This window comes from Flavobacterium soyae (genome assembly GCF_045348165.1).
GTDB classification, from domain to species: domain Bacteria; phylum Bacteroidota; class Bacteroidia; order Flavobacteriales; family Flavobacteriaceae; genus Flavobacterium; species Flavobacterium soyae.
On sequence record NZ_CP150845.1, the window covers coordinates 3,282,984 to 3,308,508 of the forward strand.

The following is a 25,525-nucleotide window of genomic DNA, read 5'->3' on the forward strand; positions in this document are numbered from 1 at the left end:
AACCTTTACGCCTTTGCGGTTAAAAAACCTGATCCCGAAGCCTCGGGAGAAACCTGAAACAAAATAAACTAAAAATATATTTGATTTTCATAACTTTGCAAAATGAATAATCAAATAGAAACTCAGAATTGCGATTTTACTTCAGATTTAAAGCTGAAGGGGTTTAAAGTATATCAGATAAATGGAGATTTAAGTAAAATTCCCGTTTACAGCCGCAGGGATTTTTATAAAATCTGTATCAACACGAGTAAAAGTATTATACAATATGCTGATCGCGGAATAGAAACTGATGGAACTATTCTGTTTTTTGGTAATCCAATTATTCCATATTCATGGGAAACTGTTTCTGAGGGTTATGAAGGTTATGCCTGCGTTTTTACAGAAGAATTTCTGAAAGCAAAAGACCGTTCAGAAACACTTCACGAATCACCTTTGTTTAAAATAGGAGGAACGCCAATTTTTTCTTTAAATGCTGAACAAAAGATATTTATAGATTCATTGTTTCAAAAAATGATTCAGGAATATGAAACTGATTATGTTTTTAAAGACGATTTAATGCGCAGTTATGTCAACTTGATTATTCATGAATCGATGAAAATGCAGCCGTCAGACAACTTCTTTAAACATAAAAATGCTTCTGCAAGAATTACGTCTTTATTTTTAGAATTATTAGAAAGACAATTCCCAATAGAAACAAAAGACGAACCTTTGGCATTAAAAACGCCTCAGGATTATGCGCAGAGCCTTGCCGTACACGTAAATCATTTAAATCGTTCTGTAAAAGAAATTACAGGAAAACCAACAACGGCGCATATTACCGAGAGAATTATTAGCGAAGCAAAAGCTTTATTGCAGCATACGGACTGGAGTATTTCAGACATTGGTTATTCGCTTGGTTTTGAATATCCGAGTTATTTTAATAACTATTTTAAAAGACTTACAGGAACGATTCCGAAATCGTTGAGAATGTAAATTGTTTCAATTTCATAATTTTTTGTTTGAATATTGTTATTTCCGGAACGCATTCCTGAGCTAATTTTGCTTTGAAATTACAACAGTAAAATAATTTATCGGTTTTCGACAGACTAAATAAATACTTCATAAAGCGGATTCTAGCTTTTTAAATTTAGTTTATAATTCTGATAATGAAATATATAAGTAATTTTAATAAAGTAAATCTCAAAAAAATAACTAAATTTATGTCAACAAATTATTCAGCCGTTATCGAAGAAGGAAAAGTCCCTGGTACATATATGACGGGCGACGTTTCCTATAAGAAACAAAGCAGTGATATTCATCCTGAAAATACTGTTATTAAGGAAGTTACTTTTGAACCTTGTGCAAGAAGCAACTGGCATATAAATGCTAGTCTGCACATGCTCATTGCAAAAGATGGAATAGGTTATTATCAGGAAAGAGGAAGCGCAGCCCGAATACTTCTTAAGGATGAAGTAGTTACAATTTTACCGGGAGTAGAACATTGGTATGGAGCAACTCCATTTGATAAGTTTTCGTATGTTGCCATTATTACAGAAATTGATAAAGGCCACGGAACCTGGTTAGAAAAAGTAACTGATGGAGAGTATTTTCTGTTAAGTCACTAAGTTTCTAAGATGCTAAGATTATAAGTTTTTTGAAACCTGAAACTTGAAACCTGAAACAAACTAAAAAAACAATATGGAAACAAAAAACATAAAAGCCTTTGGTACAGAAGCTGCCGAAGCACCGTTGAAAACATTAGATATTAAACGCCGCGCGGTACAGGCACATGACGTAGAAATTGAAATTTTATATTGTGGAATTTGTCATTCTGATCTGCATTCTGCAAGAAATGAATGGCACGGAACGATTTACCCAATTGTTCCCGGACATGAAATTGTGGGCCGAATTGTAAAAATTGGTGATCACGTTAAAAATTTCAAAGTTGGCGAATTAGCCGGAGTAGGATGTATGGTTGATTCTTGCAGAGAATGTGAGAATTGCAAAAATGATTTAGAGCAATATTGTGATGAAGGAAGTATTTTGACATTCAACTCTCCAGACAAACATTTAGGCGGAATACAAACTTTTGGAGGTTATTCTGAAAGCATTGTTGTAGATGAAAGTTTTGTGCTGCACATTTCAGATAAATTAGACCTTGCGGGAGTTGCACCTTTACTTTGCGCAGGAATCACAACTTATTCTCCTTTAAAACACTGGAAAGTTGGTCCTGGACAAAAAGTTGGAATCGTTGGTATTGGCGGTTTAGGGCATATGGGAATTAAATTGGCAAAAGCAATGGGTGCTCATGTTGTGGTTTTTACCACTTCGTTATCTAAAACCGAAGATGCAAAACGTTTAGGTGCAGACGAGGTAGTTTTATCTACAGATCCGGAACAAATGGCTAAATATGCTAAAAGCCTGAATTTTATTTTAGACTGTGTTTCTGCAGAACATAACATCGATTCATACCTAAATTTATTAAAAGTAGATGGAACATTGACTTTAGTTGGTGCCCCAATGGATCCGCTTCCTGTAACATCATTCAGTCTTATATTAGGAAGAAGAAGTTTTGCAGGATCTGCAATTGGCGGAATCGCTGAAACTCAGGAAATGTTAGACTTCTGTGCAGAACACAACATTACATCCGATATCGAAATAATTGGTGTAAATGATGTGAACAATGCTTACGAAAGATTATTAAAAGGAGATATCAAATATCGTTTTGTAATTGATATGGCGTCTTTAAAATAAGCTGCTAAGATCCTAAGTTTTTTCTTGATATAATCCTATTCGTTTAGCGAATAGGATTTTTTTTTACCCAAAACCAAAAACTCATAACTATGAAAGTTATAACCAAAATTATATAACAGAAAAATCTTTCTTTTAGGGAACTTTGACTTAACCATACAACTAATTACTAATCTAATTTATTAAGTCATGCCAGATTCAAGAATTAAAAACGAAGCACAATACGAAGCCCTTGTTAAAAAGGGGTACAGTAAAGAGAAATCGGCGCGTATTGCGAATACACCAGATGCAGGAGAAAAAGGCGGAAGAGCAAGGCCTTATGAAGAATGGACAAAGGAAGAACTCTATGAACAAGCTAAAAAGGTGGGGATTTCAGGACGTTCTTATATGAATAAAAGAAGTTTGATAAAATCTTTAAGAGCTAATTAGAGTAAAATGCTGCACAATTTGTAACGTTTGAGAGATAAACGATTCTATAAAATAAGGGAAAAACATTTTTAATTTTTCACAATTTTAATCCGTTTAATGATGTTCAGGTGTCTGCTTAATTAATAAAAAACAATATTGCATCAAAGTTGCATTTAGTGTTTACAAGCAGAGAAATCAACTTTTATACTTGTTCAGTAAAGATTCAGGAAGGCTCAGTATCAATATTACGATTGGAGCAAAGATGTTTTTATTCATCCTGAATTTTTGACTTGAAAAATTCCACCAGAAAAAATTAAGGAATTTACAGCCGAATGTTCGATTAACAGTTTTTAGTTTTTGTATTAAAAAAAGAAATTCGAACTCAAATAACATTGGCAGACATACTCACAAAAAAAAATCTAAAAGATGCAATTTACCCGTTATAAAAAAAATGACAGGGAAGAAAAGCGGCGATTTTTTTTCTATAATAATTATCAACAGGAGCATAAATTGAAAAATGAAGTTTTAATAGATATTCAGGCTGTAATAATCGGTGTTTGAAGTGGATTTTACATCCTGACAATATGACATATCAATGATTATTTTTGTTTAATTTCCAGTGTTTTATGTTATTTAAATTTAATTAAAACTTTAAGATGTTTTTGATGCTTGTAATTTTTAATAATTGAAGCAGTAAAGTACCGATAAATTTTCTTTTTTGGTAAAAACGCTTAAAGAAATTATACATATTAAACAATTTTTAGGGCTTTGAAATCTTCTTTCAGAATTTTATAATGTCTGCAAAACAGGTTTAAAAGAAAAGCTTATCTACGTGTTATTTTAGTTTTCGCGAGTTATTGTTTTGCTTTAGAAAGATTATAGTAAATTATCAGGAATTTAGATTTGAAATTCAAAAAAATAATTTAATTTTTCTGTAAAAACCCAGTGATATCAAGGGATTTTAACGGTTTTTAGAAAATGATATCACGTTTTGCTGTGTAAGGCCATCAACAGTTGCTACAAACTATTTTCAAAATTTGCTGCTTGTTTATATTTGTTTACGCGGAATTTCTGATGTGTTTTATTTTAATCATTAACTTAAATTATTGCTTTACATGATTAGTTTAAATACTTGTAATACAATATATTAGTTTTTTTTACTATATTTAAAAAAACTACAGCTTCGAACTTTATATTCATCTTCAAAGCCAATTTTGTTATTAGTAATTCTTAAACAGAAATAAGTTTTTTTAGGATAATCAACATACTGTATATTTTGAATAAAGTTTAGAATTTATAAAATAAATTTCGGTTTGTTTTTTGTTTTTGAATGAGCTAATATTAAAATTAATAGAGTTAATTTTCATTGTTTTTAATGATGAAATTTGAATTAACTAATCTTATAATCTTAACACCCATGAAATCATAAAAAAGAGCAAAACATGAAACCGACTATATATAGAAATCAGTCAACTTACATAAAATAAAATAGATAAGTATTTTTATTTTGCTGAGGATCAGTTGTTCCAGATTTATTCTGGAGCAGCTGTTTTTTTTTGAGCTTCACTCAAAGGTTCAAAAGGTTTGTTTAAGAATGTAAAAGACCTTTGTTTCTCTGCTGCTTTGCACCTTTGTTCCTTACCAACTAAAAATTATGAAATTTCTAATTGAAATTGTATAAGAGTTTGATTTGCAATAAGTACGAAATTTAGATTATATAAAATGAGGAAAAAACCAAAAGTTGATTTTGTATATAAATACAAGCTGCTTTTTTAAAACCATAAAGCAAATGAAAAAACTTTACATAAATTCTGGGGGATTTGATGCCGTTTTTAACGATTTTAAAGATAGTTTTGGTGGTGAACTTACTGCTGATAACAATGAATATAATTTAGAAATAAATTCAAAATGGACAAAAGGTTCTATTAAAGGAACCCGATTTGACGACAGAGTTTTATTTATGCATTTTGATCTTGAATTTAACCACGAGGTTAGTTTAAGTATTGAATCATTTAAAACAGCACCTGTCTTTTTTGTTTATTGCGAAAACGGAAATGTAAGCCATAGTTTTGGCGCAAATGGAGAAAAGAAGATACTAAACAAAAATCAATCGGCTGTTTTAAGCAATTCTTCAGTAATAAATAGCGTTTTGTATTTTGAAAATCATAAACGCATACAATTTACATTATTAGGAATACCGACTATTGATAATAAAAATGCTGAACTGGTTTCGCAGGTTATACACCATTTTACAAACGATTCCGGAAATTACATTTACATTGGAAAAGAAAATTTAAAAATATCAGATAAGATAAAAGAATACAACACAGTTCCGGAAAAAGGACTTGTTGGAACGCAGCTTAAAAAAAGTATTATAATGAATATTATAGAAACAGAAGTAGTGCGTCACAGTTCTAATTATCCAAGAGCCTTTGATCCTGTTGTTAATCTGACAATGAAACCGGTTAGTGAAATCAAACGAATTTTTGCCATGAATTTTTCTGTAATACTTGCTGCAGCTAGACATTTTAGATCAAAATATCATTTTCATTTAAACCATATAATCAAAAATTAGCCGGCTGACAATAACTGCTATTATGAAAAAACAGCTTTCTAAAAAGCTGTTTTTTCATTTTTATAGACCACAGGCTGCACGGGTTTGCGCGGGTTTTGTTTTTTCGCGCGGATTTAATTTGATTTGTGCTGATTTTTTAGTTTTTCAATCCAGACAGCTGTCTGGATTGAAAAACTAAGCCTATTGCAGAGAAAAACTCAGGGCCTTGAAAATTTAGAGCCTTAGCGCCTAAAAAAAAAACAATTAAAGCTGGTTTGCCAACATGGGAATTATGTAACGAATTTGATTTTGGATAAAAATGCTTTGTGCTTTTAATTTATACATTTGAAAGTTTTGACTGCCTTTTTGAATAGGATCAGATGTTCAAAATGATAGCCTAAAAACGATTTTTCAAATATATTTTAATTCTTTTAACGCTTTATTCCCCCACTACGGCATGGTATTAATTATAAATAATATCAAGGCAGATATTATTGCCTTAAAGAAAACATTAGAATTACATAATATTGATGTAGATACCGCCGAGTCTGGTGAAGAAGCCCTGAAAAAGATATTAAAAAACAATTACTGTCTTATTATTATGGACGTTCAAACACCGGATTTCGATAGCTTTGAAGTAGTTAAAATTCTCTCTGCAAATAAGCAGACAAAAGATGTTCCCGTAATTTTCCTATCAGCTTTAAATATTGAAAAGAAATACATTTTTAAAGGTTCTGAAACCAGTGTTGTAGAATATATTACAAAACCTGTCGATACTGATCTGCTAATGCTGAAAGTAAAAAATTTCATTAAAATTTACGAACAGCAAAACGAATTAAAAGAGATAAAAGACCTGCTTTCTAAAGAAATTAAAATTAGAAAAGAAGCACAGGATAACCTCGAAACTAAAATCGCCGAAAGAACAAGGAAACTGGTTTTGAAAAACGAAGAATTGGAGATGAAAAATCACGAATTACAGCAGTTTTCCTGGGTAGTTTCGCACGATTTGAATGAACCCATACGGAAGATTCAGGTTTTTATAAAAATAATCAAAGAGCTTTATTTAAAAAATGATGAAAAAGGAATTGATTATATCGACAGAACCATAAAATCTGCAGAAAGAATGCAGACCTTAATTACAGATCTTCTTGCTTATTCCCGTTTATCTGCAAAGGTTAAACCTGAAATTACCAACTTAAATATTGTTTTACAAGATGTGCTTTCTGATTTTGATTATTTAATCGAGAGAAAAAATGCGACAATTAAAACAACAGAACTCCCAGCAATTGAGAGTATTCCGAGTCAGCTTCGACAAGTATTCCAGAATTTGATTGGAAATGCCCTTAAATTCTCCAACACAGAAAATCCGCCGGTAATCGAAATCACCTCAGAATTAATCTCCGATAAATCTTTCGACAGCCCAGCCTCTCCGGAAGGGAAATACTGCAGAATTATTGTAAAAGATAACGGAATTGGTTTTGATGAAGCTTATCTCGACCGAATTTTTATTATTTTTCAGAGTTTAAACGATCGCCGGATGTATGAAGGAACCGGAATTGGATTGGCAATTGCCAAAAAAATCATCGAAAAACACAACGGATTAATTACTGCTAAAAGTGAAGTAGGCAAGGGAGCAAGATTTATTATTGTTCTTCCTTTAAAACACGAATAAATACAGAATGTAAGGTTTAAAAAAAATCAGCCGATTAGTTCACCAGATTTCATTATTGGGTTTTACGATTAGTTTATCACCGTTATAAGCTTATAAATGGTAATTCCTTGGTTAATTATACGCAGGAAGTTGTTTGGAACACCATATTATTATACTCTAGATAACGATGAAAAACCAGAATTGCAGAATAATTCAATACAATTGATTTAATTTTTAGGTTTAGGAACTTCGTCTTCGGGAAGGATAATTTTATTGAGTTCGGCTTCTTTTTCAGCGCGTCTTTGTGCTGCTTTTCCTTTCCCAATAGGTATTCCGGCGGTAAAATACAAAGATCTGTTGTAAACATTAGGCCCATCGCCCTTCATAACAGGAACCAGTCCGTAATAATATTGAATCGTAATATTTAATCCGTTGCCCACATTCATGTGATATCCCGTACCAAAAGCAACTCCTGCATCAATAACCCTGATTTGATCCCTGATTTTTTTCTTGTAAACAACATCGTTATCATTGATTTCATTTTTAAACTGATCAAAAGCAGAAGCCAAAAGTCCAAACTGAGGTCCCGTTTTAAGATAAATTCGATTTTTAAACTGATACTTAATCAAAATAGGAACATTAAAATATCGAATTTCACGATCAACAGTTCCTCCCGCAAAAGTATTATCCAGATTTTCATCTTCTAAAGAATAAACAGGAATCTGCCGCGCGCCCATAGGAGATTTTACAATCACTCCTGTATTAATCATCCAGGCAGGATTTTGCTTTGACCTGATATCAAAATAAAAACCAAGATTAAAACCGGGGTTCATTCCCGAGCTTTCAAGATTAGAAATATCCGAAAGATTGATGCCGCCTTCTAAGCCAAACTCTAAAAAAGGAGAATTTAGTTTATCACCAAAAATCAAAGAAATTAAAACCTGCGATTTTGCCTGATTGATGCAGCATATTGTAATGAGCAATACTAAAACTTTTTTCATAAAGTAATTTTATAATCCAAAACGATATTGTAAACCAGCCAAAGCCTGTGTACGGCTTCCTAAAAAGCCTGCTTCAAGTCTAAACATAATGTGTTTATTATATTGAAACTGTGTTCCCACAATAAAATTCCACATATCTTTTGGTCTTTTTTGCAATGAATATTGAATAGTAGATTGATCTGCAGTACTCAAAGCCCCGTCTAAAGTGGTTAAAAAAGTCCCCGCTCTTTCTAAAGCACGATTTGCAGTATTATGTTTTGCAATGTTACTAGGATTAGACTGCTGCGCAGGAGTTAAACCATCCCACCAAGTGTCGACTTTTGTTTGGTTTTCAGATACTTTTGCCAAACCATTATCCACTTTAGTCTGTGCAGTACTCAAATCAAAAATATCCGATAAAGCAAGATTTCCATTAGTACCGCCATTAATGTGAACCCTAAAACCTCCAACCCAAATTGCAATATTTTGTTCCGGTTTATGAAACTTAAACGTTTTACCCAATCTTGGACCAAAAACATAAGAAAATGCAGGTTTATCCAGCGCACTTATATCTGTCCAGGCCATGTTCATGTCTAATGCCAGCCATCCGCCGCCAATACCAATTGTGGGCGTCATACCAAAACCAAAAGTAGTAGCATCAAAATTTGCAGATGTACCAAACGATGCAACTTCAGACCAATTATTATCAGCATCCGGAACCCAGATTCCGGCATTTATTTTTGTTGTTGTATTAGCTTTACCAAAAATTCCATAAATATTTAAAAAAGGAAGTAACCAAATATCTGGTCGTATGGTCAATGCACCAGCTTCAACAGAAGATTTATCGAAACGTACTATTTCATCAAGATTGTAAAGCGGGCCGTTATTAAAACCAACCTCTAAATTACTTATTACAATTTCAGAATCCTGCCAAAAGTAGTTTACAGACAATCCTGCTGAATATGGTAAATTATACCCTTTTTGGGCTACTTTTTCTCCCCAGATAGGCAAAGCATATGGATATTTCTCTACTTTAAGACTGTCTTTTAACTCCTGGTTTTTTTCTCCTACAATTTTATCAGTATAAACTTGGGCAAAAATTTGAATAGAAAACAATAATAAAAACGCGGTTATTAACAAATTACTTTTCATGGATTTGAATTTTATAATGGTTAGTTTTTAAAACAAAGAAGGCAAATATATGTTTTATCTTACAAAATAAACGCAAAAAAGAGAATCAATTACAAACTTTTTAGATTATTAGTATGTTAATTAGTGTTAAAGTTAATTAAAATTTTCTATCCTTGTATTTTTTTTCTTAAAACATCTCTAATAATCAGTGGTTTATATTTTTTTTTTAAAGGAAAAAGAATAAATGCTATTTTTGCAGATATGAAATGGATAGCAATAGTCATGTCAATTTATTTGATGGCACTTTCAAATATGCCTTGTGCAGATATGGAAGTGAACAGTGCTATGCATAAAACAGCCCGGTTTTCATCAGAAGAAAATCATTCGCATGATAAAGACAATGATCTGTGTTCTCCATTCTGCGCCTGCAATTGCTGCGGCGCACAGGTTTTAAGTTACCAGACATCTCCAAGCTTTGAGTTTTCTTCGGCTTGCACAAAAATTTCAATCCCTTTACCAAGTTACAATTCTGTATTTACTTCTAATTTCTACGGAAGTATTTGGCAGCCCCCTCAAATATCATAATGATGCCCGGTTAATTCTGGGTTAAAGAGTTGTGGACTTTCCACAAAATGATAAGACAAACTTTTGTCTAATTTCTCATGTCATTATATATTTCAAATGCTAGATAAAATCATTCAGTTTAGTATACGAAACAAATTCGTTATACTATTATTTACCCTCGTTTTAATAGCGTGGGGAAGCTATTCGCTTAAAAAATTGCCGCTTGATGCCCTGCCGGATGTCACCAATAATCAAGTTCAGATTATTACCACAGCACCCACTTTGGCAAGTCAGGAAGTAGAGCAATTAATAACGTATCCGTTAGAACAAGCAGTAAAAACAGTTCCGGATATTATAGAACTACGCAGTATTTCCCGTTTTGGCCTATCTGTTGTAACCGTTGTGTTTGTAGACGATGTCGATATTTACTGGGCGCGTGAACAAATATTTCAACGTTTAAAACAAGCCGGGGAAAACATTCCCGCTTATGCAGGTTCGCCGGAATTAGCCCCAATAACTACAGGCCTTGGAGAAATTTATCAATATGATGTTTATGCCAAAAAAGGCTACGAAAACAAATACGACGCAGTAAAGCTAAGAACCATTCAGGATTGGATTATTATTCCGCAATTGCAAGGTGTAAAAGGTGTTGCCGAAGTAAGTGCCTGGGGCGGAAAACTAAAACAATACGAAATCGCCGTAAACCCAAACACATTAAACAGTCTGGGCGTAACGATTACCGAAATTTTTGACGCTCTCGAAAAAAACAATCAAAATACCGGAGGCGCTTATATAGAAAAAGATCAATATGCCTATTTCATTCGCGGTGTCGGAATGGCAAAAGGCGTAAAAGACCTGGGCAATGTTGTAGTTAAAAACCGAAATGGCTCTCCCGTTCTCGTGCGAGATGTAGCGCAGGTTCGCGAAGGTGTTGCATTGCGCTACGGAGCATCGACAAAAGACGGAAAAGGAGAAATCGTTTCTGGCTTAGTTTTAATGCTGAAAGGCGAAAACTCCAGCGCCGTTGTTGACAGGGTCAAGGAAAGAATGATTCAGATTAATAAAAGCCTGCCCGAAGGTGTTACAGCCGAAGCCTTTATTGACCGGGGAAAACTCGTTGATAATGCCATTGGCACCGTTACCAAAAACTTACTTGAAGGAGCTTTAATTGTTATTTTTGTTCTGATCCTGTTTTTAGGAAACCTTCGTGCAGGATTGATTGTGGCTTCGGTAATTCCGCTCGCGATGCTGTTTGCTGTTATTTTAATGAATGCCTTTGGCGTAAGCGGAAATTTAATGAGTTTAGGCGCAATAGATTTCGGGATTATTGTCGATGGAGCTGTTATTATTGTAGAGGCTTCAATGCATCATCTGCAGAAACTTAAACATAAAAAAGAGCTTTCTCAGGAAGAAATGGATGCTGAAATTTACAATTCGGCTTCAAAAATCAGGAATAGTGCCGCTTTCGGAGAAATTATTATTCTAATAGTGTATTTACCTATTCTCGCTTTAATTGGAACCGAAGGGAAAATGTTTAAGCCAATGGCCATGACAGTAGGTTTTGCCGTAATTGGAGCTTTTATACTTTCGCTGACGTATGTACCTATGATGAGTGCTTTGTTTCTTTCGAAAAAACCGGAACACAAAGAAAATTTCAGCGACAGAATGATGCTTTGGTTTGAGAATTTATATACCCCATTTTTAAGTAAAACATTAGCATTAAAAAAAGTGGTTTTAGGAGTTTCGTTAGGATTTTTTGCTTTAGCACTTATTGTTTTTCAGAATATGGGAGGAGAATTTATCCCAACAATTGAAGAAGGCGATTTAGCCATAAACGCTTCAATTATGACCGGAAGTTCGCTTACGCAGATGGTAGAAACTACGACAAAATACGAACAGATTTTAAAAGCCAAATTCCCTGAAATTAAAACGATCGTAACCAAAATAGGGAGCGGCGAAATTCCAACCGACCCAATGCCTATTGAAAGCGGTGATTTGATTATTGTTTTAAAAGACAAAAAAGAATGGAAAGGCAAATATCATAATTGGGAAGAACTGGCAAACGCCATGAAAGAAGAAATGGAAGTGATTCCGGGAGCCAATATCGAGATTTCACAGCCCATCCAAATGCGTTTTAACGAATTAATGACCGGAAGCCGAAGCGATATTGCCATTAAAATTTTTGGTGATGATCTGGAAATTCTGGATTCAAAAGCATCAGAATTGATTTCTAAAATTAAAAACATCGAAGGAATTGGAGATTTAAAAGCTGATAAAGTAACCGGATTACCTCAAATTACAATAAAATACGATTACAATAAAATCGCTTTATATGGATTGAACATTTCAGACATCAACCAGATTATTCGTTCGTCGTTTGCGGGAGAAAGTGCAGGAAAGATTTATGAAGAAAGCAAACGTTTTGATGTTGTAGTAAGAATGGATCAGGACAATCGAGCTGATATTACCGATGTCAGCAACTTGTTTATTCCGCTGCCAAACGGGCAGCAAGTACCACTTTCGCAAGTTGCAGCGGTAGATTACGAACAAGGCCCGGTGCAGGTTACGCGCGAAGACGGAAAACGTAGAATTGCTGTTGGCTTAAACGTTCGTGGAAGAGATATAAAAACCGTTGTAGAAGATATTCAGCAAAAACTGGATAAAGATTTTAAACTTCCTGCCGGTTATTATGTAACGTATGGCGGACAATTTGAAAATTTAATCGAAGCCACAAAACGACTTTCGATTGCATTGCCAATTGCTTTAGGATTGATTTTGACATTGCTGTATTTTACATTTAAGAGCTATAAACAGGCGCTTTTAATCTTTACAGCAATTCCGTTGTCAGCAATAGGCGGTGTATTTGCACTTTCGCTGAGAGGAATGCCGTTTAGTATTTCTGCCGGAATTGGATTTATTGCCTTATTCGGAATTGCGGTTCTTAACGGAATTGTTTTGATTTCCAATTTCAATCAATTAAAATCAGAAGGAATTCTCGATCCGCTTGAAAGAGTTATCATCGGAACCAAAACAAGGTTACGTCCCGTTTTAATGACTGCAGCCGTAGCTTCGTTAGGTTTTTTGCCAATGGCATTATCCACTAGCAGCGGGGCAGAAGTACAGAAACCTTTAGCAACGGTAGTTATTGGCGGTTTAATTTCTGCAACCTTATTAACGTTAATCGTTTTACCAATTTTGTATTTAATGTTAGAGAAGTTTAACCGCAAAGTAAAATGATTTTTCACGCAGATTCTGCAGATTTTAGCAGACTCAAACAGATTTAATTAAAAAAATGAAAATAATAATTTGCGTATATCTGCTTAAATTTTTTTAAAATCTGCATGAAACAAAAAATTAAAGAAAATGAAAAAGTTACTATATAATTTAAGAACAATAAACTTTGCGAACATCGCACATCCTTTGCGGTTAATTGCGTTCCTATTGGCAAGTACGATAACATCGGCGCAAGCCAAAATATCTTTAGAGAGAACAATAGAGCTCGCCAAATCAAACAACATCGATTTAAAAATCGTCGATAAAGAAATAGAAAAACAAACCGTTTTAAAGAAAACCGCTTTTCAGCCTGATCCACTTCAGGTTCAATATCAAGGCGGGCAGTTCAACAGCGTTGATTTCGACCATAATGTTTCGGTACAGCAATTCTTTCCGTTAGGAAATGTCACAAAAGCCAATCGACAATTGCAGGAAGAACTTGCCAAACTGGCCGAAAAACGAAAAGCTTTATCATCTTACGAACTCGAAAAAGCCGTGACTTTAGCCTATTATCAATATTTATATGGAATTTCAATTCAAAAATTAAACTCAGAATTAAATGAGATTTATACCAAATTCCTAAAGAATGCCGAACTCCGTTTTAAAACCGGAGAAAGCGGGAACATCGAAGTAATCAGTGCCAAAGCCAAAGTAAAAGAAATCGAAACGCAAAAAGAACAATTAAATTACGATTTGGCTATTTACCAAAAACAGCTTCAGTTTTTTGTGCAGACGACAGAAAATATAATTCCAGATGAAACAACTTCTTTAAAATATGCTTTTATAGAAAGTCAGGATTCAAAAGCAGAAAGTTTAATGACAGATTTTTACCAACAGCAGATTTCGGTTTACCAAAAAGAATCCGGAACGCATAAAGCAGCGCGAACACCAAAATTAGGGTTAGGTTATTTTGCGCAAACTATTAATACCGAATCATTGTTTCAGGGTTTTACGGCCGGACTTCAGATTCCGTTATTTGGAGGGGTAAATACAGCAAAAGCCAAAGCTTCGGAAATTAGTATTTCGCAGTCGCAGCTGGCATTAGATAAAAACAAAATTATCTTAAATCTGCAAAAAGAAGAACTGCAGAACAACTTTCAAAAACAGCAGAAAAACTTAGATTATTATCAAAATGAAGGTTTGCAATACGCCAACCAGATTATTGATACGGCACAAAAAAGTTATGCCAACGGCGATATGAGTTATTGGTCGTATATCAGTTTTTTAAATCAGGCCATTGACATTAAAAAACAGTTTGCCGAAGCTACGCACAGTTATAATCAAAGTGCTATCGAACTCCAGTTTCCAACCATCAAAAACAATTAAAAATGAAAGATATAGATAATAATTTAACCGCAAAGAGCGCAAAGAAAAAACGCAAAGTCCGCAAGGCAATAAAACTTAGCGTGCTTTGCGTAATCTTTGCGCTCTTTACGGTTAACTTAAGCTGCAATGAGAAAAAAGCCGAAGAAACCCACGAAGAAAAAAAATCGCAGACAGAAGTTGTCTTAACAGAATCTCAATATAAAACGGTTGGCATTGAAACGGGATTTGTAGAAGACAGAAACCTGAATAAAATTATCAAAGCCAATGGTTATACTACGGTTCCGCCTCAAAATTCGGCTGAGGTTTCGACTTTAATTGGCGGAACAGTAAAAGATATTTATGTTTTAGAAGGAACGTTTGTCAATAAAGGAAAAGTTTTGGCAACGATTCAAAATCTAGAAGTAATTGAAATGCAGGAAGATTATCATTCAGCAACAGCCAATGTTGAATACCTGCAGTTAGAATACAACCGCCAGAAAACTTTGAGTGATGAAAACGTAAACCCGAGGAAAACATTTCAGGAAGTAAAAGCCAAATTAGCTGCCGAAAGAGCCCGAGCACAGGCAGCAAAAAATAAACTGGAAGCCTTGCATGTTTCTACAAAAGGAAGTTCTTCTTTAGTGCCAATTGTGGCACCTATAAGTGGTTATGTTGGAAAAATAAGCATTGCTAAAGGCGCTTTTGCCCAAACGGGAGTTTCTTTGTTTGAAGTTGTAGATAACAGTCAGATGCATTTGGATTTGAATGTTTATGAGAAAGACCTGGGGTCGATTTCTATTGGTCAGGTAATCGATTTTGTACTGACAAATCAATCGAATAGATCCATTAAAGGAAAGATTTTCGGAATCAATAAATCCTTTTCGAACGAAAGTAAAACTGTTGCTGTTCATGCCAAAATTGATCCTGCCGATGCTAAAGATTTGATTTCGGGAATGTATGTTTCGGCAAATATCAATATTGTAAATGCCACAGTTCCGGCTTTACCAAAAGATGCTGTTGTTCGAAATGCCGACAAGTATTTTGTTTTTGTGCAGGAAGAAGAACATAAAAATGAGAAACCGAAAGAAAAAGAAATTCATTTTAAAGCAATCGAAGTGATTCCCGGCACAACCGATTTAGGTTTTACAGAAGTTAAGTTTGTTGATAGAATTGAGCCTGATGCTAAAATTGTTACAAAAGGTGCTTTTTATTTATTGTCTGCAATGAAGGGCGGAGGTGAGCATGAGCATTAAAAAAGTTTCCGGTTTTCTTTGTTTGCTTCGCCAATTCGGCTTTTAGCCTCGGGTCAGGTTTCAAGTTGTTTAACCGCAAGGCTCGCAAAGAATCACGCAAAGTTCGCAAGTTCCAGAACCTGAAACCTGAAACCTGAAACTTGAAACAAAAAACTAAAAAAAATCAATTGCCTCCAGTTTTAGCTCGAGGTCATAAAAGCTCAATTTCAAGGGCTTTAGCCAAACTTGCGTGTTTTTGGCTAAAGCCTTTTCTTACTCTTATTTTAGAACCTCCAGCTAAAGCTGGAGGCAATTGAAATTAAATCTTAAAAAACTTTTCGACTCTGCGACTTTGCGAGATTATTTCACACCAGCTTAAAAAGAGCTTAGCGCCTTAGTGTCTTCGTGGCAAAAACGAGATTAAAAACATTTTTACTTAAGAGTAATTGCCGTAAAATGATTAAATTTAGAGCATAATTTTAACGAAGTTTCAGAGAAACTAAAACATGAAACTTTAAACCTGAAACGCTGCAATGATACATCAAGATTTAGAAGTAAAAAATACTAAAAATAAAACCAAACCATCCTGCTGCTGTTCACACGACGAACCTGTACATTCTGTTAATGACGGACATGACCATGGGCACAATCATGAGCATAATATCAAAGACAGTTTGTTTAAATTATTCATGCCATCCATCATATCTCTTATTTTATTACTTATAGGAATTGGTTTTGATCATTATTTTCCTCAAAGCTGGTTTTCAGGATATGTTCGAATCGCTTGGTTTGTTATTGCGTATCTCCCAGTTGGGCTTCCGGTTTTGAGAGAAGCTTATGAAAGTATTGTAAAAGGCGATGTATTCTCAGAGTTTTTCCTAATGTGTATTGCTACCATTGGAGCTTTTGCCATTGGAGAATATCCCGAAGGTGTTGCCGTTATGCTGTTTTATACCATTGGAGAAACATTTCAGGGAATGGCAGTGAGTAAAGCAAAATCTAATATTAAAAGTCTGCTGGATCAGCGCCCGGATGAGGTTAATATTTTAGAAAATAATATTGCAGTAAAAATAAAGGCTAAAGATGCTAAAATAGGCGATATTATTCAGCTTAAAGCGGGAGAAAAACTAGGATTAGACGGCGAATTATTATCAGATTCGGCTTCATTTAATACCGCAGCTTTAACGGGAGAAAGTAAACCAGATACTAAAAAGAAGGGCGATAAGGTACTAGCCGGAATGATAAATGGAAATACAATTGCACAGGTAAGAGTTACAACGGCTTACAACGATAGTAAACTTTCGAAAATTTTAGAATTGGTTCAGAATGCTGTAGCTAAAAAAGCGCCAGCTGAGTTGTTTATCCGCAAGTTTGCCAAAATTTATACCCCAATTGTGGTGTATTTAGCAATTGCAATTTGTTTACTGCCAATGCTTTTTGTCGACAATTATATTTTTAGCGACTGGCTGTACAGAGCTTTGGTTTTTCTGGTTATTTCTTGTCCTTGTGCTTTGGTTATCAGTATTCCGCTTGGTTATTTTGGCGGAATAGGCGCTGCAAGTAAAAACGGAATTTTATTTAAAGGAAGTAATTATCTGGATAGTATTTCAAAGATTCAGAATGTTGTAATGGACAAAACCGGAACAATGACCGAAGGCGTTTTTAAAGTTCAGGAAGTTATTATAAAACCTGATTTTGATAAAGAGGAAATTCTGAAATTAATAAATGTTCTGGAAAGTCACAGTACGCATCCGGTGGCGACTGCAATTCATAATCACGCTGGTAAGATTGATACAGCGATCGAATTAAAAAACGTCGAAGAGATTTCGGGACACGGATTAAAAGCAGAAGTAAACGGAAAAGAACTTTATGTGGGGAATTTTAAATTGCTGGATAAGTTTAACATCAGCTATGATATAGATCCAAGTTCTGTAGTTTATACAACAATTGCCATTGCTTATGACCAGAAATTTGCAGGTTATTTAACCATTGCCGATGAAATTAAAGCAGATGCTCCCGAAACGGTTTCTAAGCTAAAAGCATTAGGCATAAAAGTAACTATGCTGAGCGGAGATAAAACCAATGTCGTTCAGTTTGTGGCTGATAAACTTGGTATTGCAAAAGCTTTTGGAGATTTACTCCCAGAAGACAAAGTCAATAAAGTAAACGAAATTAAAGCTAAAAATGAAACGGTTGCTTTTGTGGGAGATGGTGTAAACGATGCGCCGGTAATTGCTTTAAGTACCGTAGGAATTGCAATGGGAGGTTTAGGAAGTGATGCCGCAATCGAAACCGCCGATGTTGTAATTCAGGACGATAAACCAAGTAAAATTGCAATGGCAATAAACATTGGTAAACAAACCAAAAAAATTGTCTGGCAGAATATTGGTTTAGCTTTTGTAGTAAAAGCTTTTGTACTGATTCTCGGTGCCGGCGGACTTGCTACAATGTGGGAAGCTGTTTTTGCTGATGTTGGAGTGGCTTTATTGGCGATATTAAATGCAGTTAGAATTCAAAAGATGCAGTTTTAAGTTTTAGAAGAAATCCTGATTTTACAGAAGTCAGGATTTCTTTTTTACTGAATTGATACTTTTAAATTTCTATGCATTTATAAAACAATCCTATTTTTTTCTATATTCGTAAAAAAACAAATTCATGAAAAAAATTTTGCTCGTTTTTATAAGTGTTGTTTTTACATTTATATTAAGCCTTAATTCGGTTTCTGCCCAGATTAAGCAGGATAAACTATTATTCGGAGTTGCTTATTATGATGAATATATGCCTTATGAACGTTTGGATAAGGACATAAAAATGATGAAGGAAACAGGTATCAATGTAGTTCGCATTGCAGAATCTACCTGGAGTACTATGGAACCGCAAGAGGGTGTTTTTGATTTCAGCCATATAGATCGTGTTCTTAATGCGATGCACAAAGCGGGGATTAGTGTTATAATTGGTACGCCTACTTATGCTGTGCCTGCCTGGCTGGTAAAAAAACATCCAGACGTTCTGGCAATTACAAATAGGGGAACAAACCAGTATGGATCTCGCCAAAATATGGATATTACGAATGTTCATTTTAGAAATTATGCCGAAAAGGCGATTCGAAAAATGTTAGAGCATATCAAAGATCACCCTGCAATTATAGGATATCAAATTGATAACGAAACTAAATCGTATGGAACAAGCGGACCAAATGTTCAGGCACAGTTTGTTGCTTATATGAAATCAAAATATCCATCGCTTGATGATTTAAACAAGATTTTTGGTCTGGATTATTGGAGTAACCGAATCAACAATTGGGATGATTTTCCGTCTGTAAACGGAAGTATTAATGCAAGTTTAAACGCCGAGTTTGCTAAATTTCAACGTTCACTGGTTACAGAATACTTAAGCTGGCAGTCTAAAATGGTGCGTGAATATAAAAAGCCAAATCAGTTTGTAACCCAGAATTTTGATTTTGACTGGTGGGGACATACTTATGGGATTCAGCCAGAGGTTGATCATTTTGCAGTTTCAAAAGTACTTGATATTTCGGGTGTAGATATCTACCATCCATCGCAAGATAAACTTACGGGACTGGAAATCTCTTTTGGCGGTGATGTTGCACGCTCTATGAAAGGCGGGCAGAATTATCTTGTAATGGAAACTGAAGCTCAGGGATTTGCAGAATGGGTGCCATATCCGGGTCAGCTGCGATTGCAGGCATTCAGCCATTTAGCATCTGGGGCAGATATGGTTTCGTATTGGCATTGGCATTCAATTCATAACTCTGCAGAAACGTATTGGAAAGGATTATTAAGCCATGATTTTGAGCCTAATCCAACTTATGAAGAAGCTGGAACAATTGGAGCAGATTTTAAAAAATTTAGCCCGCATTTAATACATCTGCAAAAGAAAAATGATGCAGCTATTTTATTTAGTAACGAAGCTTTGACGGCCTATAATTCTTTTGGTCCGGGAAATTACAACGGAATTTTAAGACCCATGTATGATGCGCTTTACAAGATGAATGTTGGTGTTGATTTTATTGATCCGTCAAGCATTGATATTGAGAAGTATAAATTAATTGTTGTACCTGCCTTATATGCTGCACCTGATAGTTTATTGATGCGCTTAAACAATTTTGTGAAAAATGGAGGCCATATTGTCTATACTTTTAAAAGTGGTTTTTCTGATGAACACAATAAAGTAAGAACGGTGCGCCAGCCGGGAGTTATTAGTGAGGCCTGTGGTATTACGTACAGCGAATTTACTATTCCTGAAAAGGCTGGTCTTAAAAATGATCCTTTTAATGTAGGGAAGGAGTATAATAAAGCAGAAAAATGGATGGAACTTTTAGTTCCTGTTACAGCAAAAGTTTTAGCTTATTATGACCATCCTCAATGGGGAATTTATGCTGCCGTGACTCAGAATAATTATGGAAAAGGTGTCGCAACTTATATTGGTTTTGGAACAAATCCAGCCTTAAATGATAAAATTCTGGAAGGAGCTGTTAAAAATGCCGGACTTTGGGGTAAAGATCAGGAATTAAAGTTTCCAATTATTGTAAAATCAGGTACCAATCAATTAGGAAAAACAATTCATTACTATTTCAATTATTCAGGCGAAGAGGTGTCATTTATATATCCGCATAAACAAGGAAATGTTTTATTGACAGAGGAAAAATTAGCTTCACAAAGTAAAATTTCGCTTCCTGCATGGGGATTTACTATAATCGAAGAGTCATAGAAAAATGTAACGTTTGCCGATTAATTAAAAAATGAGGCTGTCTCAAAAGTCGGAGCAGCCCCTTTTTATTTTACATATTTCTTTGTTCCGTAGGAACATTTCATAGTAGAAATTATATTGTTATCATCGTTTACGTTCCGGTAAGAACGTTTGATTTTGACATCGTTTTTTAATAATCGGGCATATCAAACGTTCCTACGGAACGTAAATGTGTCCGACCTCTATTTTTTCTACCTATGAAACATTCCTAATGGAATGAAACCCGATATCAAATAAATAACAAGTTATATTTCTTTGTTCTGCAGGAACATTTCATTGGTAGAAACAAGTTAAGTTTACATTTAAACAAATAATTATAGTAAAAGAGCTGCCTTGACTTTTGAGACAGCCTCATTTTTTTGAATTATAATTAGAAATTATCTCTCGAAAACTGTTCGCAAAATTCCCTTATAGTTTGTCTTACTGTTCTAAACTCCTGCAAAATTTCTTCTTCAGTTCCTGCTGCTTTAGCAGGATCATTAAAGTTTTGATGTATTTTTTGAGCTTTTGAAGGAAAGAACGGGCAGCGTTCTTTTGCATTATCACAAACTGTAATTACAAAATCAAAATCTATATTTTGGTATTCGTCAACATGATTTGAAGTATGATTAGAAATGTCGATCTGATCTTCTTTCATAGTTATTACAGCCCTTGGATTAACTCCGTGAGTTTCTATTCCGGCACTGTAAACTTTAGCTTTATCTCCTAAAAAGTATTTTAAATAACCTTCGGCAATTTGACTCCTGCAGCTGTTTCCTGTACAGAGTACTAAAATGTTTTTTGTCATAATTTAAACTAATAACCAAATGATATTGATAATGCAGAATTTTGGCTCAAAACCAAAAATGAGTTGCAGCACAATTACAGATGTTGTGATGATAATTGGTTTTTTGTACTTAAGTATTTTCTGTTTCATAATTAACAGCAGCCTGAATTTGGTGCGCAGCTATTAGCTTCGCTTTTATAGAGTTCAGTTAAAGCTATTTTTTGTTTTGATGAAGGAACTTTGCATGCATCTTGTGCCAGACATGCAGTAGTTTTATTTTTTAGAATAAAATGAGTTCCATTAAACTCTAAATCATATCTTCCAATCGTATCATTTTGATATTCAACTTCAATCTCAAAATCTTCAATATCTAATTTTTCTTCTGATAACTTAATGATATGCAAAAGTTTGCCCGGTTTCAATCTGTGTTCATAATCATCTGCATTCCACAATTGAAAATTAACTGCATTTTCATGGCGAATCACGCCGCCGCAGTCAATAAATTTTTTACTGTTGGTTCCAATTTCGGTCACATGAAAGTGTTCAGGAACAAAAGTTCCGTTCTCTAATTGAAATGTTACATTTTCCAAATTTGGAAGAATGTTTTTAATGTCTGATAGTTTCATTGTTCTTTTATTTATAGTTATAATGCAATATTACGATATGATTGTTAAAAAAAAGTTTAACAGCACTTCTGTTCTTTTGTAACAGCAATAATATTAGAAAAATATGTCCTTAAAATGTCAAAAGTACTTTCGTCAATACAATAGCAAATAGCATTTCCTTCAATGTTTCCTCTTATAAGCCCGGCATTTTTCAATTCTTTTAAGTGCTGTGAAACCGTTGGCTGGGCAAGTGGAAGTTCATTTACAATATCGCCGCAAATACATTCATTTACTTTCAAAAGATATTCAATAATAGCAATTCTTGCAGGATGCCCCAAAGCCTTTGCTATTGTTGCGATTTGATTTTGTTTTTCAGTAAAATGTTCCGTTTTAGTAGCTCCCATTTTATTTTAAATTTTAATATAGCAATATTACGATAAAGTTTTATAAGAAACAAATTTTTTTAACGCAAAGCACGCAAAGGTTTTAAATACGGGAGGAGGGGTGTTATTAAAATGCAGATTTTACCGCAAAGCACGCAAAGTTTTTACGCAAAGTTCACTAAGGTTTAGAAAAAGAAAAAGTTTTGTGAACTTAGTTTTTTATAAAAACCGTTTACATAAAATCTTTGCGTAAAAACTTTGCGTGCTTTGCGGTAAAAAAATCAGCCGTAAAAAACCTAACGCTTAAAATTTCGCCATCCCAAACCAATCAATACTAAATTGAAAAGAAGTAATGGTAAAAACGCTTTTACAAAACCATTTTCAGAGTTATCATTAAACGTTTCTACTTTAAAATTGTTCCATTTTTGCTGGTCGACAGGAGCATTATCAAATATCTTCGGATAAAAATGCAGCCGCAGTTTTTCGTGAAACTGCTTCGTTTCTTTCAGGAATAAAAGCTGGTTCCGCAAGTCAGATTTTGCAATTTCATTCAATTGAATCTGAGTATGAAGCGTTGGAATAAACTGTGCAATCAATTCGCCGGTATTATTTCGCTGCTCTAATTTTGATTCTAATTCTTTGGATTGTACGGCAGATTCATCATCGCCCATTTGCTGCATTGCATAATACCAAAGCCAGCTGAATTCTGTTTCCGGCAGAGGGTAATTTTTAAACTGCGGATAATGTTTGTAGAATTTATCCAGCGTTGCCTGCTTATCCATATCCCATTTTTCGTGATATGCATTTCGCTGGGTAAGTGTTAATTCTAAAGCTTCGGGAACTTTATATTTATTGATGATATACGTATTGATTCCAGCCGGAAGAATAATAATCAAAAACAACCAGATCGTTAATAAAATAACGGCATTGAAGTTGGAATTTCTCTGAAGCGAAACAATAAAAAAACAAACCGAAAACCAAAACAAAATGTACAAAACTGCGATTCCGTAAAATAGAATAAACGTTTTGTCAATTGGAATTTGCAAAAAGAAAACTGCAATTAAAAGCAGGAGAGACAAAAGCGCAATTAAACTTAAAATGCGAACATAAAACAGTTTTAAAATATATAAAAAGATATTAGGACTTTGCGCTGTCACAATTTTCCAGGTTCCTGATTCTTTTTCTTCGGAAATAATATTATACGAAAAAGCAATAATCAAAAGCGGAAACAGATATAAAAGCACAAAACTAAAATCGATATTTCCGGACAAAAGATTACTTGGATTATTGAGTTCCGAATCGTATTTCTGAGCTTCCAGTCCACGAATTGTAACACTTTGAATTGAGGGATTTACATCACGCTGCCCGATTGCTAGACTGCTGATGGGTAAAGTCGTATTAACCAATGAAAACTTGATGTAGTAGAGCAGAAGCCCAATTTCGTCTTTATGAAAAGCAGCATTTCTGGCAATGTGTTCTTTTTGATAAATTACAGCTTCGGTAATATTCTTTTGTTGTTTTTCCTGAAACTGACGGCCGATTAAAAGGCTTATAAAACCAATGATTAATAAAAAAAGTAATCCAATCCTGGTGCCTTTTGAGCGTATGAAATTTTTAAATAATAGTACTAACATATTAGATGGCTTTTAGGTTTTTAGCAGCAGCTTTAATCAAAACAAGCAGCAGAATTATCCATAGCAATATGGAGATGATAGCAGTAATTTCAGTCTTTAAGACTTCCCAAACTGGTTTTGGTTCATAGTGAAATTCTTCAACATCGGCCCAATGGTTTTTATCGATCGTCTGCGGTTTATCGTTTGATCCGTTTTTTTTATTACTGATATATTTGATCTGCAAAGCATTCATTTTCTGCGCCATATTGTAACGGTATTGCTCCGCTTGTTTTTGAAAATCGATGTACGAATCATAATCTGTATTTGATAATCCCATCGACAGATTTTTCATTGCGATGTACGGATTTAAAAACGAAACGGCTTTAGAAAAACTATTTTGTTTTTCGTAAATTTTCAGCAGATCTTCTAAATGTTTATTATAAATATTCGAGCTGATTCTTTCACCTTCGGTCATAATAAATCCGGAATAATTAAAAGGAAGTTTTTGTACCGAATCGACTTTGTAAACACGTAATAAAGAATCTTTTATGGCTTTGTAATGCACATCATTCGGGTTATGACTGTCACCTTGTTTCAGGATATCTTTTTCAATATCGCTGTTAAACTGGATTTTCGAAGGCGCTTGATATAAATATGCCCCAATTGACTGAGTAGTTCTTGGGAGAATTATGGTAAAAATCAGCCAGATTCCAATTAATGAAACCAACGCTTTTTTTGAGGTTTTGCTTGACGCCGAAACCAAAACGGCAATGACAGAAAAGAACATCAGATAAATAAAATGAAACCCAATAAACAACAGCATTTTAATTGTTTCATCTGCCGAAATTGAAAAGTTTTGAAGCATTAACCAAATCAAAACCAATACGATAATGGTTGGAACAAAAAACAGCATAATGATACTGGCTATCCCAAGTATTTTACCAAATAAAAGCTGTTTCCAGCTGATTCCCTGACTTAAAAGGATTTTTAAAGTTCCGTTTTCTCTTTCGTAGGCAACAGAATTAAACCCAGCAAAAAAGATCAATAATGGCAGTAAAACCTGCAAAACCATGGCAATGCTTATTTCGCCAAAACGAAGCATACTGTTAGAGAATCCGGCTTCAGAGAAATTAGCGGTATTTTGTTTATGCGCTTCGAGGAAAATTGCATTTCCAAAAAAAGGTTCCATTCCAAATTCAAAAACACTTAACGAAGTACTTTTTCTAAAAGCAAAATTCCCGTAATGTGCCATTCTATGCGGGTTTTTATCTGGATTTTTCAACCAGTCTTCGCGGGATTCATGCTGATATTTTTCACTGGTTTCGTTTTGGCTTTTGTAATTATCCCAGCCTGAAAAAGCGGCGAATAAAAGCAATACGCCAATAAAAAGTGTAATAATATAAACTGCCGAATTTTTAAAAACAGCATTTTTAAAATGTCTGGCTATAAGGAGTTCTGTGTGTAATAATTTCATATTAATTAAAATTTAGCTGTTGAGTGTAATTTGTTTAAACACATAGAAACATAGCTTTTAGTCGATTTTAAAAAAGGCGTTTCACT

The 25,525-nt window shown here is 34.3% G+C and carries 19 protein-coding genes; 12 read left to right on the top strand and 7 right to left on the bottom strand.

Annotated features, from left to right (window positions below; all coding sequences use genetic code 11):
* The first annotated feature begins 102 nt into the window (after positions 1-102).
* The 6 genes from AABD74_RS14100 (at position 103) to AABD74_RS14125 (ending at position 7,364) form a co-directional block, all read left to right on the top strand.
* On the top strand, positions 103-972 hold the full coding sequence (locus AABD74_RS14100) for a helix-turn-helix domain-containing protein (protein WP_406843252.1): 870 nt from the start codon (positions 103-105) through the stop codon (positions 970-972).
* Positions 973-1,199: 227 nt separating this feature from the next.
* The gene (locus AABD74_RS14105) at positions 1,200-1,604 is read left to right on the top strand and encodes a cupin domain-containing protein (RefSeq protein ID WP_406843253.1); all 405 of its coding nucleotides are present in this window, start codon (positions 1,200-1,202) and stop codon (positions 1,602-1,604) included.
* Between the two features lie 73 nt (positions 1,605-1,677).
* Positions 1,678-2,733 carry an NAD(P)-dependent alcohol dehydrogenase gene (locus AABD74_RS14110; RefSeq protein WP_232683189.1) on the top strand — a complete coding sequence of 352 codons (1,056 nt, stop codon included), beginning with the start codon at positions 1,678-1,680 and terminating at the stop codon, positions 2,731-2,733.
* Between the two features lie 186 nt (positions 2,734-2,919).
* Positions 2,920-3,159, top strand: a complete 240-nt coding sequence (locus AABD74_RS14115) for a Rho termination factor (protein WP_232683190.1) — start codon at positions 2,920-2,922, stop codon at positions 3,157-3,159.
* A 1,768-nt stretch (positions 3,160-4,927) separates the two neighbouring features.
* Positions 4,928-5,713: a hypothetical protein gene (locus tag AABD74_RS14120; protein WP_406843254.1), complete on the top strand. Its 786-nt coding sequence runs from the start codon at positions 4,928-4,930 to the stop codon at positions 5,711-5,713.
* A gap of 436 nt (positions 5,714-6,149) precedes the next feature.
* Positions 6,150-7,364 (top strand): ATP-binding protein, encoded by a 1,215-nt coding sequence (locus tag AABD74_RS14125; RefSeq protein WP_406843255.1) that lies wholly within the window; start codon positions 6,150-6,152, stop codon positions 7,362-7,364.
* 206 nt (positions 7,365-7,570) lie between these two features.
* Here the strand turns inward: AABD74_RS14125 and AABD74_RS14130 are convergent, their stop codons facing one another.
* Entirely contained in the window at positions 7,571-8,344 is a 774-nt protein-coding gene (locus tag AABD74_RS14130) for a porin family protein (RefSeq protein WP_232682925.1), read from the bottom strand.
* A gap of 9 nt (positions 8,345-8,353) precedes the next feature.
* A complete protein-coding gene (locus AABD74_RS14135; protein ID WP_232682926.1) occupies positions 8,354-9,475 on the bottom strand; it encodes a hypothetical protein in 1,122 nt (373 codons plus the stop codon).
* 240 nt (positions 9,476-9,715) lie between these two features.
* Here AABD74_RS14135 and AABD74_RS14140 point away from each other — a divergent pair, with 240 nt between their 5' ends.
* The 6 genes from AABD74_RS14140 to AABD74_RS14165 all read left to right on the top strand — a co-directional run bounded on the left by AABD74_RS14140 (position 9,716) and on the right by AABD74_RS14165 (position 20,559).
* Positions 9,716-10,039, top strand: a complete 324-nt coding sequence (locus tag AABD74_RS14140; RefSeq protein WP_232682928.1) for a DUF6660 family protein — start codon at positions 9,716-9,718, stop codon at positions 10,037-10,039.
* A 96-nt stretch (positions 10,040-10,135) separates the two neighbouring features.
* Positions 10,136-13,255 carry an efflux RND transporter permease subunit gene (locus tag AABD74_RS14145; protein WP_406843256.1) on the top strand — a complete coding sequence of 1,040 codons (3,120 nt, stop codon included), beginning with the start codon at positions 10,136-10,138 and terminating at the stop codon, positions 13,253-13,255.
* A 126-nt stretch (positions 13,256-13,381) separates the two neighbouring features.
* Positions 13,382-14,617, top strand: coding sequence for a TolC family protein (locus AABD74_RS14150; RefSeq protein WP_406843257.1), 1,236 nt, complete (start codon positions 13,382-13,384; stop codon positions 14,615-14,617).
* A 2-nt stretch (positions 14,618-14,619) separates the two neighbouring features.
* The gene (locus AABD74_RS14155; protein WP_406843258.1) at positions 14,620-15,849 is read left to right on the top strand and encodes an efflux RND transporter periplasmic adaptor subunit; all 1,230 of its coding nucleotides are present in this window, start codon (positions 14,620-14,622) and stop codon (positions 15,847-15,849) included.
* 512 nt (positions 15,850-16,361) lie between these two features.
* Positions 16,362-18,359, top strand: coding sequence for a heavy metal translocating P-type ATPase (locus tag AABD74_RS14160; RefSeq protein ID WP_406843259.1), 1,998 nt, complete (start codon positions 16,362-16,364; stop codon positions 18,357-18,359).
* 124 nt (positions 18,360-18,483) lie between these two features.
* Complete coding sequence (locus AABD74_RS14165; protein WP_406843260.1) at positions 18,484-20,559, top strand: beta-galactosidase; 2,076 nt, start codon at positions 18,484-18,486, stop codon at positions 20,557-20,559.
* Between the two features lie 409 nt (positions 20,560-20,968).
* Here the strand turns inward: AABD74_RS14165 and AABD74_RS14170 are convergent, their stop codons facing one another.
* From AABD74_RS14170 to AABD74_RS14190, 5 genes are all read right to left on the bottom strand, one after another.
* Positions 20,969-21,385 carry an arsenate reductase ArsC gene (locus tag AABD74_RS14170; RefSeq protein ID WP_232682934.1) on the bottom strand — a complete coding sequence of 139 codons (417 nt, stop codon included), beginning with the start codon at positions 21,383-21,385 and terminating at the stop codon, positions 20,969-20,971.
* Positions 21,386-21,516: 131 nt separating this feature from the next.
* Positions 21,517-21,990: a DUF6428 family protein gene (locus tag AABD74_RS14175; protein WP_232682935.1), complete on the bottom strand. Its 474-nt coding sequence runs from the start codon at positions 21,988-21,990 to the stop codon at positions 21,517-21,519.
* A gap of 56 nt (positions 21,991-22,046) precedes the next feature.
* Positions 22,047-22,373 (bottom strand): helix-turn-helix transcriptional regulator, encoded by a 327-nt coding sequence (locus AABD74_RS14180; RefSeq protein ID WP_232682936.1) that lies wholly within the window; start codon positions 22,371-22,373, stop codon positions 22,047-22,049.
* A gap of 275 nt (positions 22,374-22,648) precedes the next feature.
* Positions 22,649-23,986 (bottom strand): DUF3526 domain-containing protein, encoded by a 1,338-nt coding sequence (locus AABD74_RS14185; protein WP_406843261.1) that lies wholly within the window; start codon positions 23,984-23,986, stop codon positions 22,649-22,651.
* A gap of 1 nt (position 23,987) precedes the next feature.
* Positions 23,988-25,439 (bottom strand): ABC transporter permease, encoded by a 1,452-nt coding sequence (locus AABD74_RS14190; protein ID WP_406843262.1) that lies wholly within the window; start codon positions 25,437-25,439, stop codon positions 23,988-23,990.
* Positions 25,440-25,525: the final 86 nt, after the last annotated feature.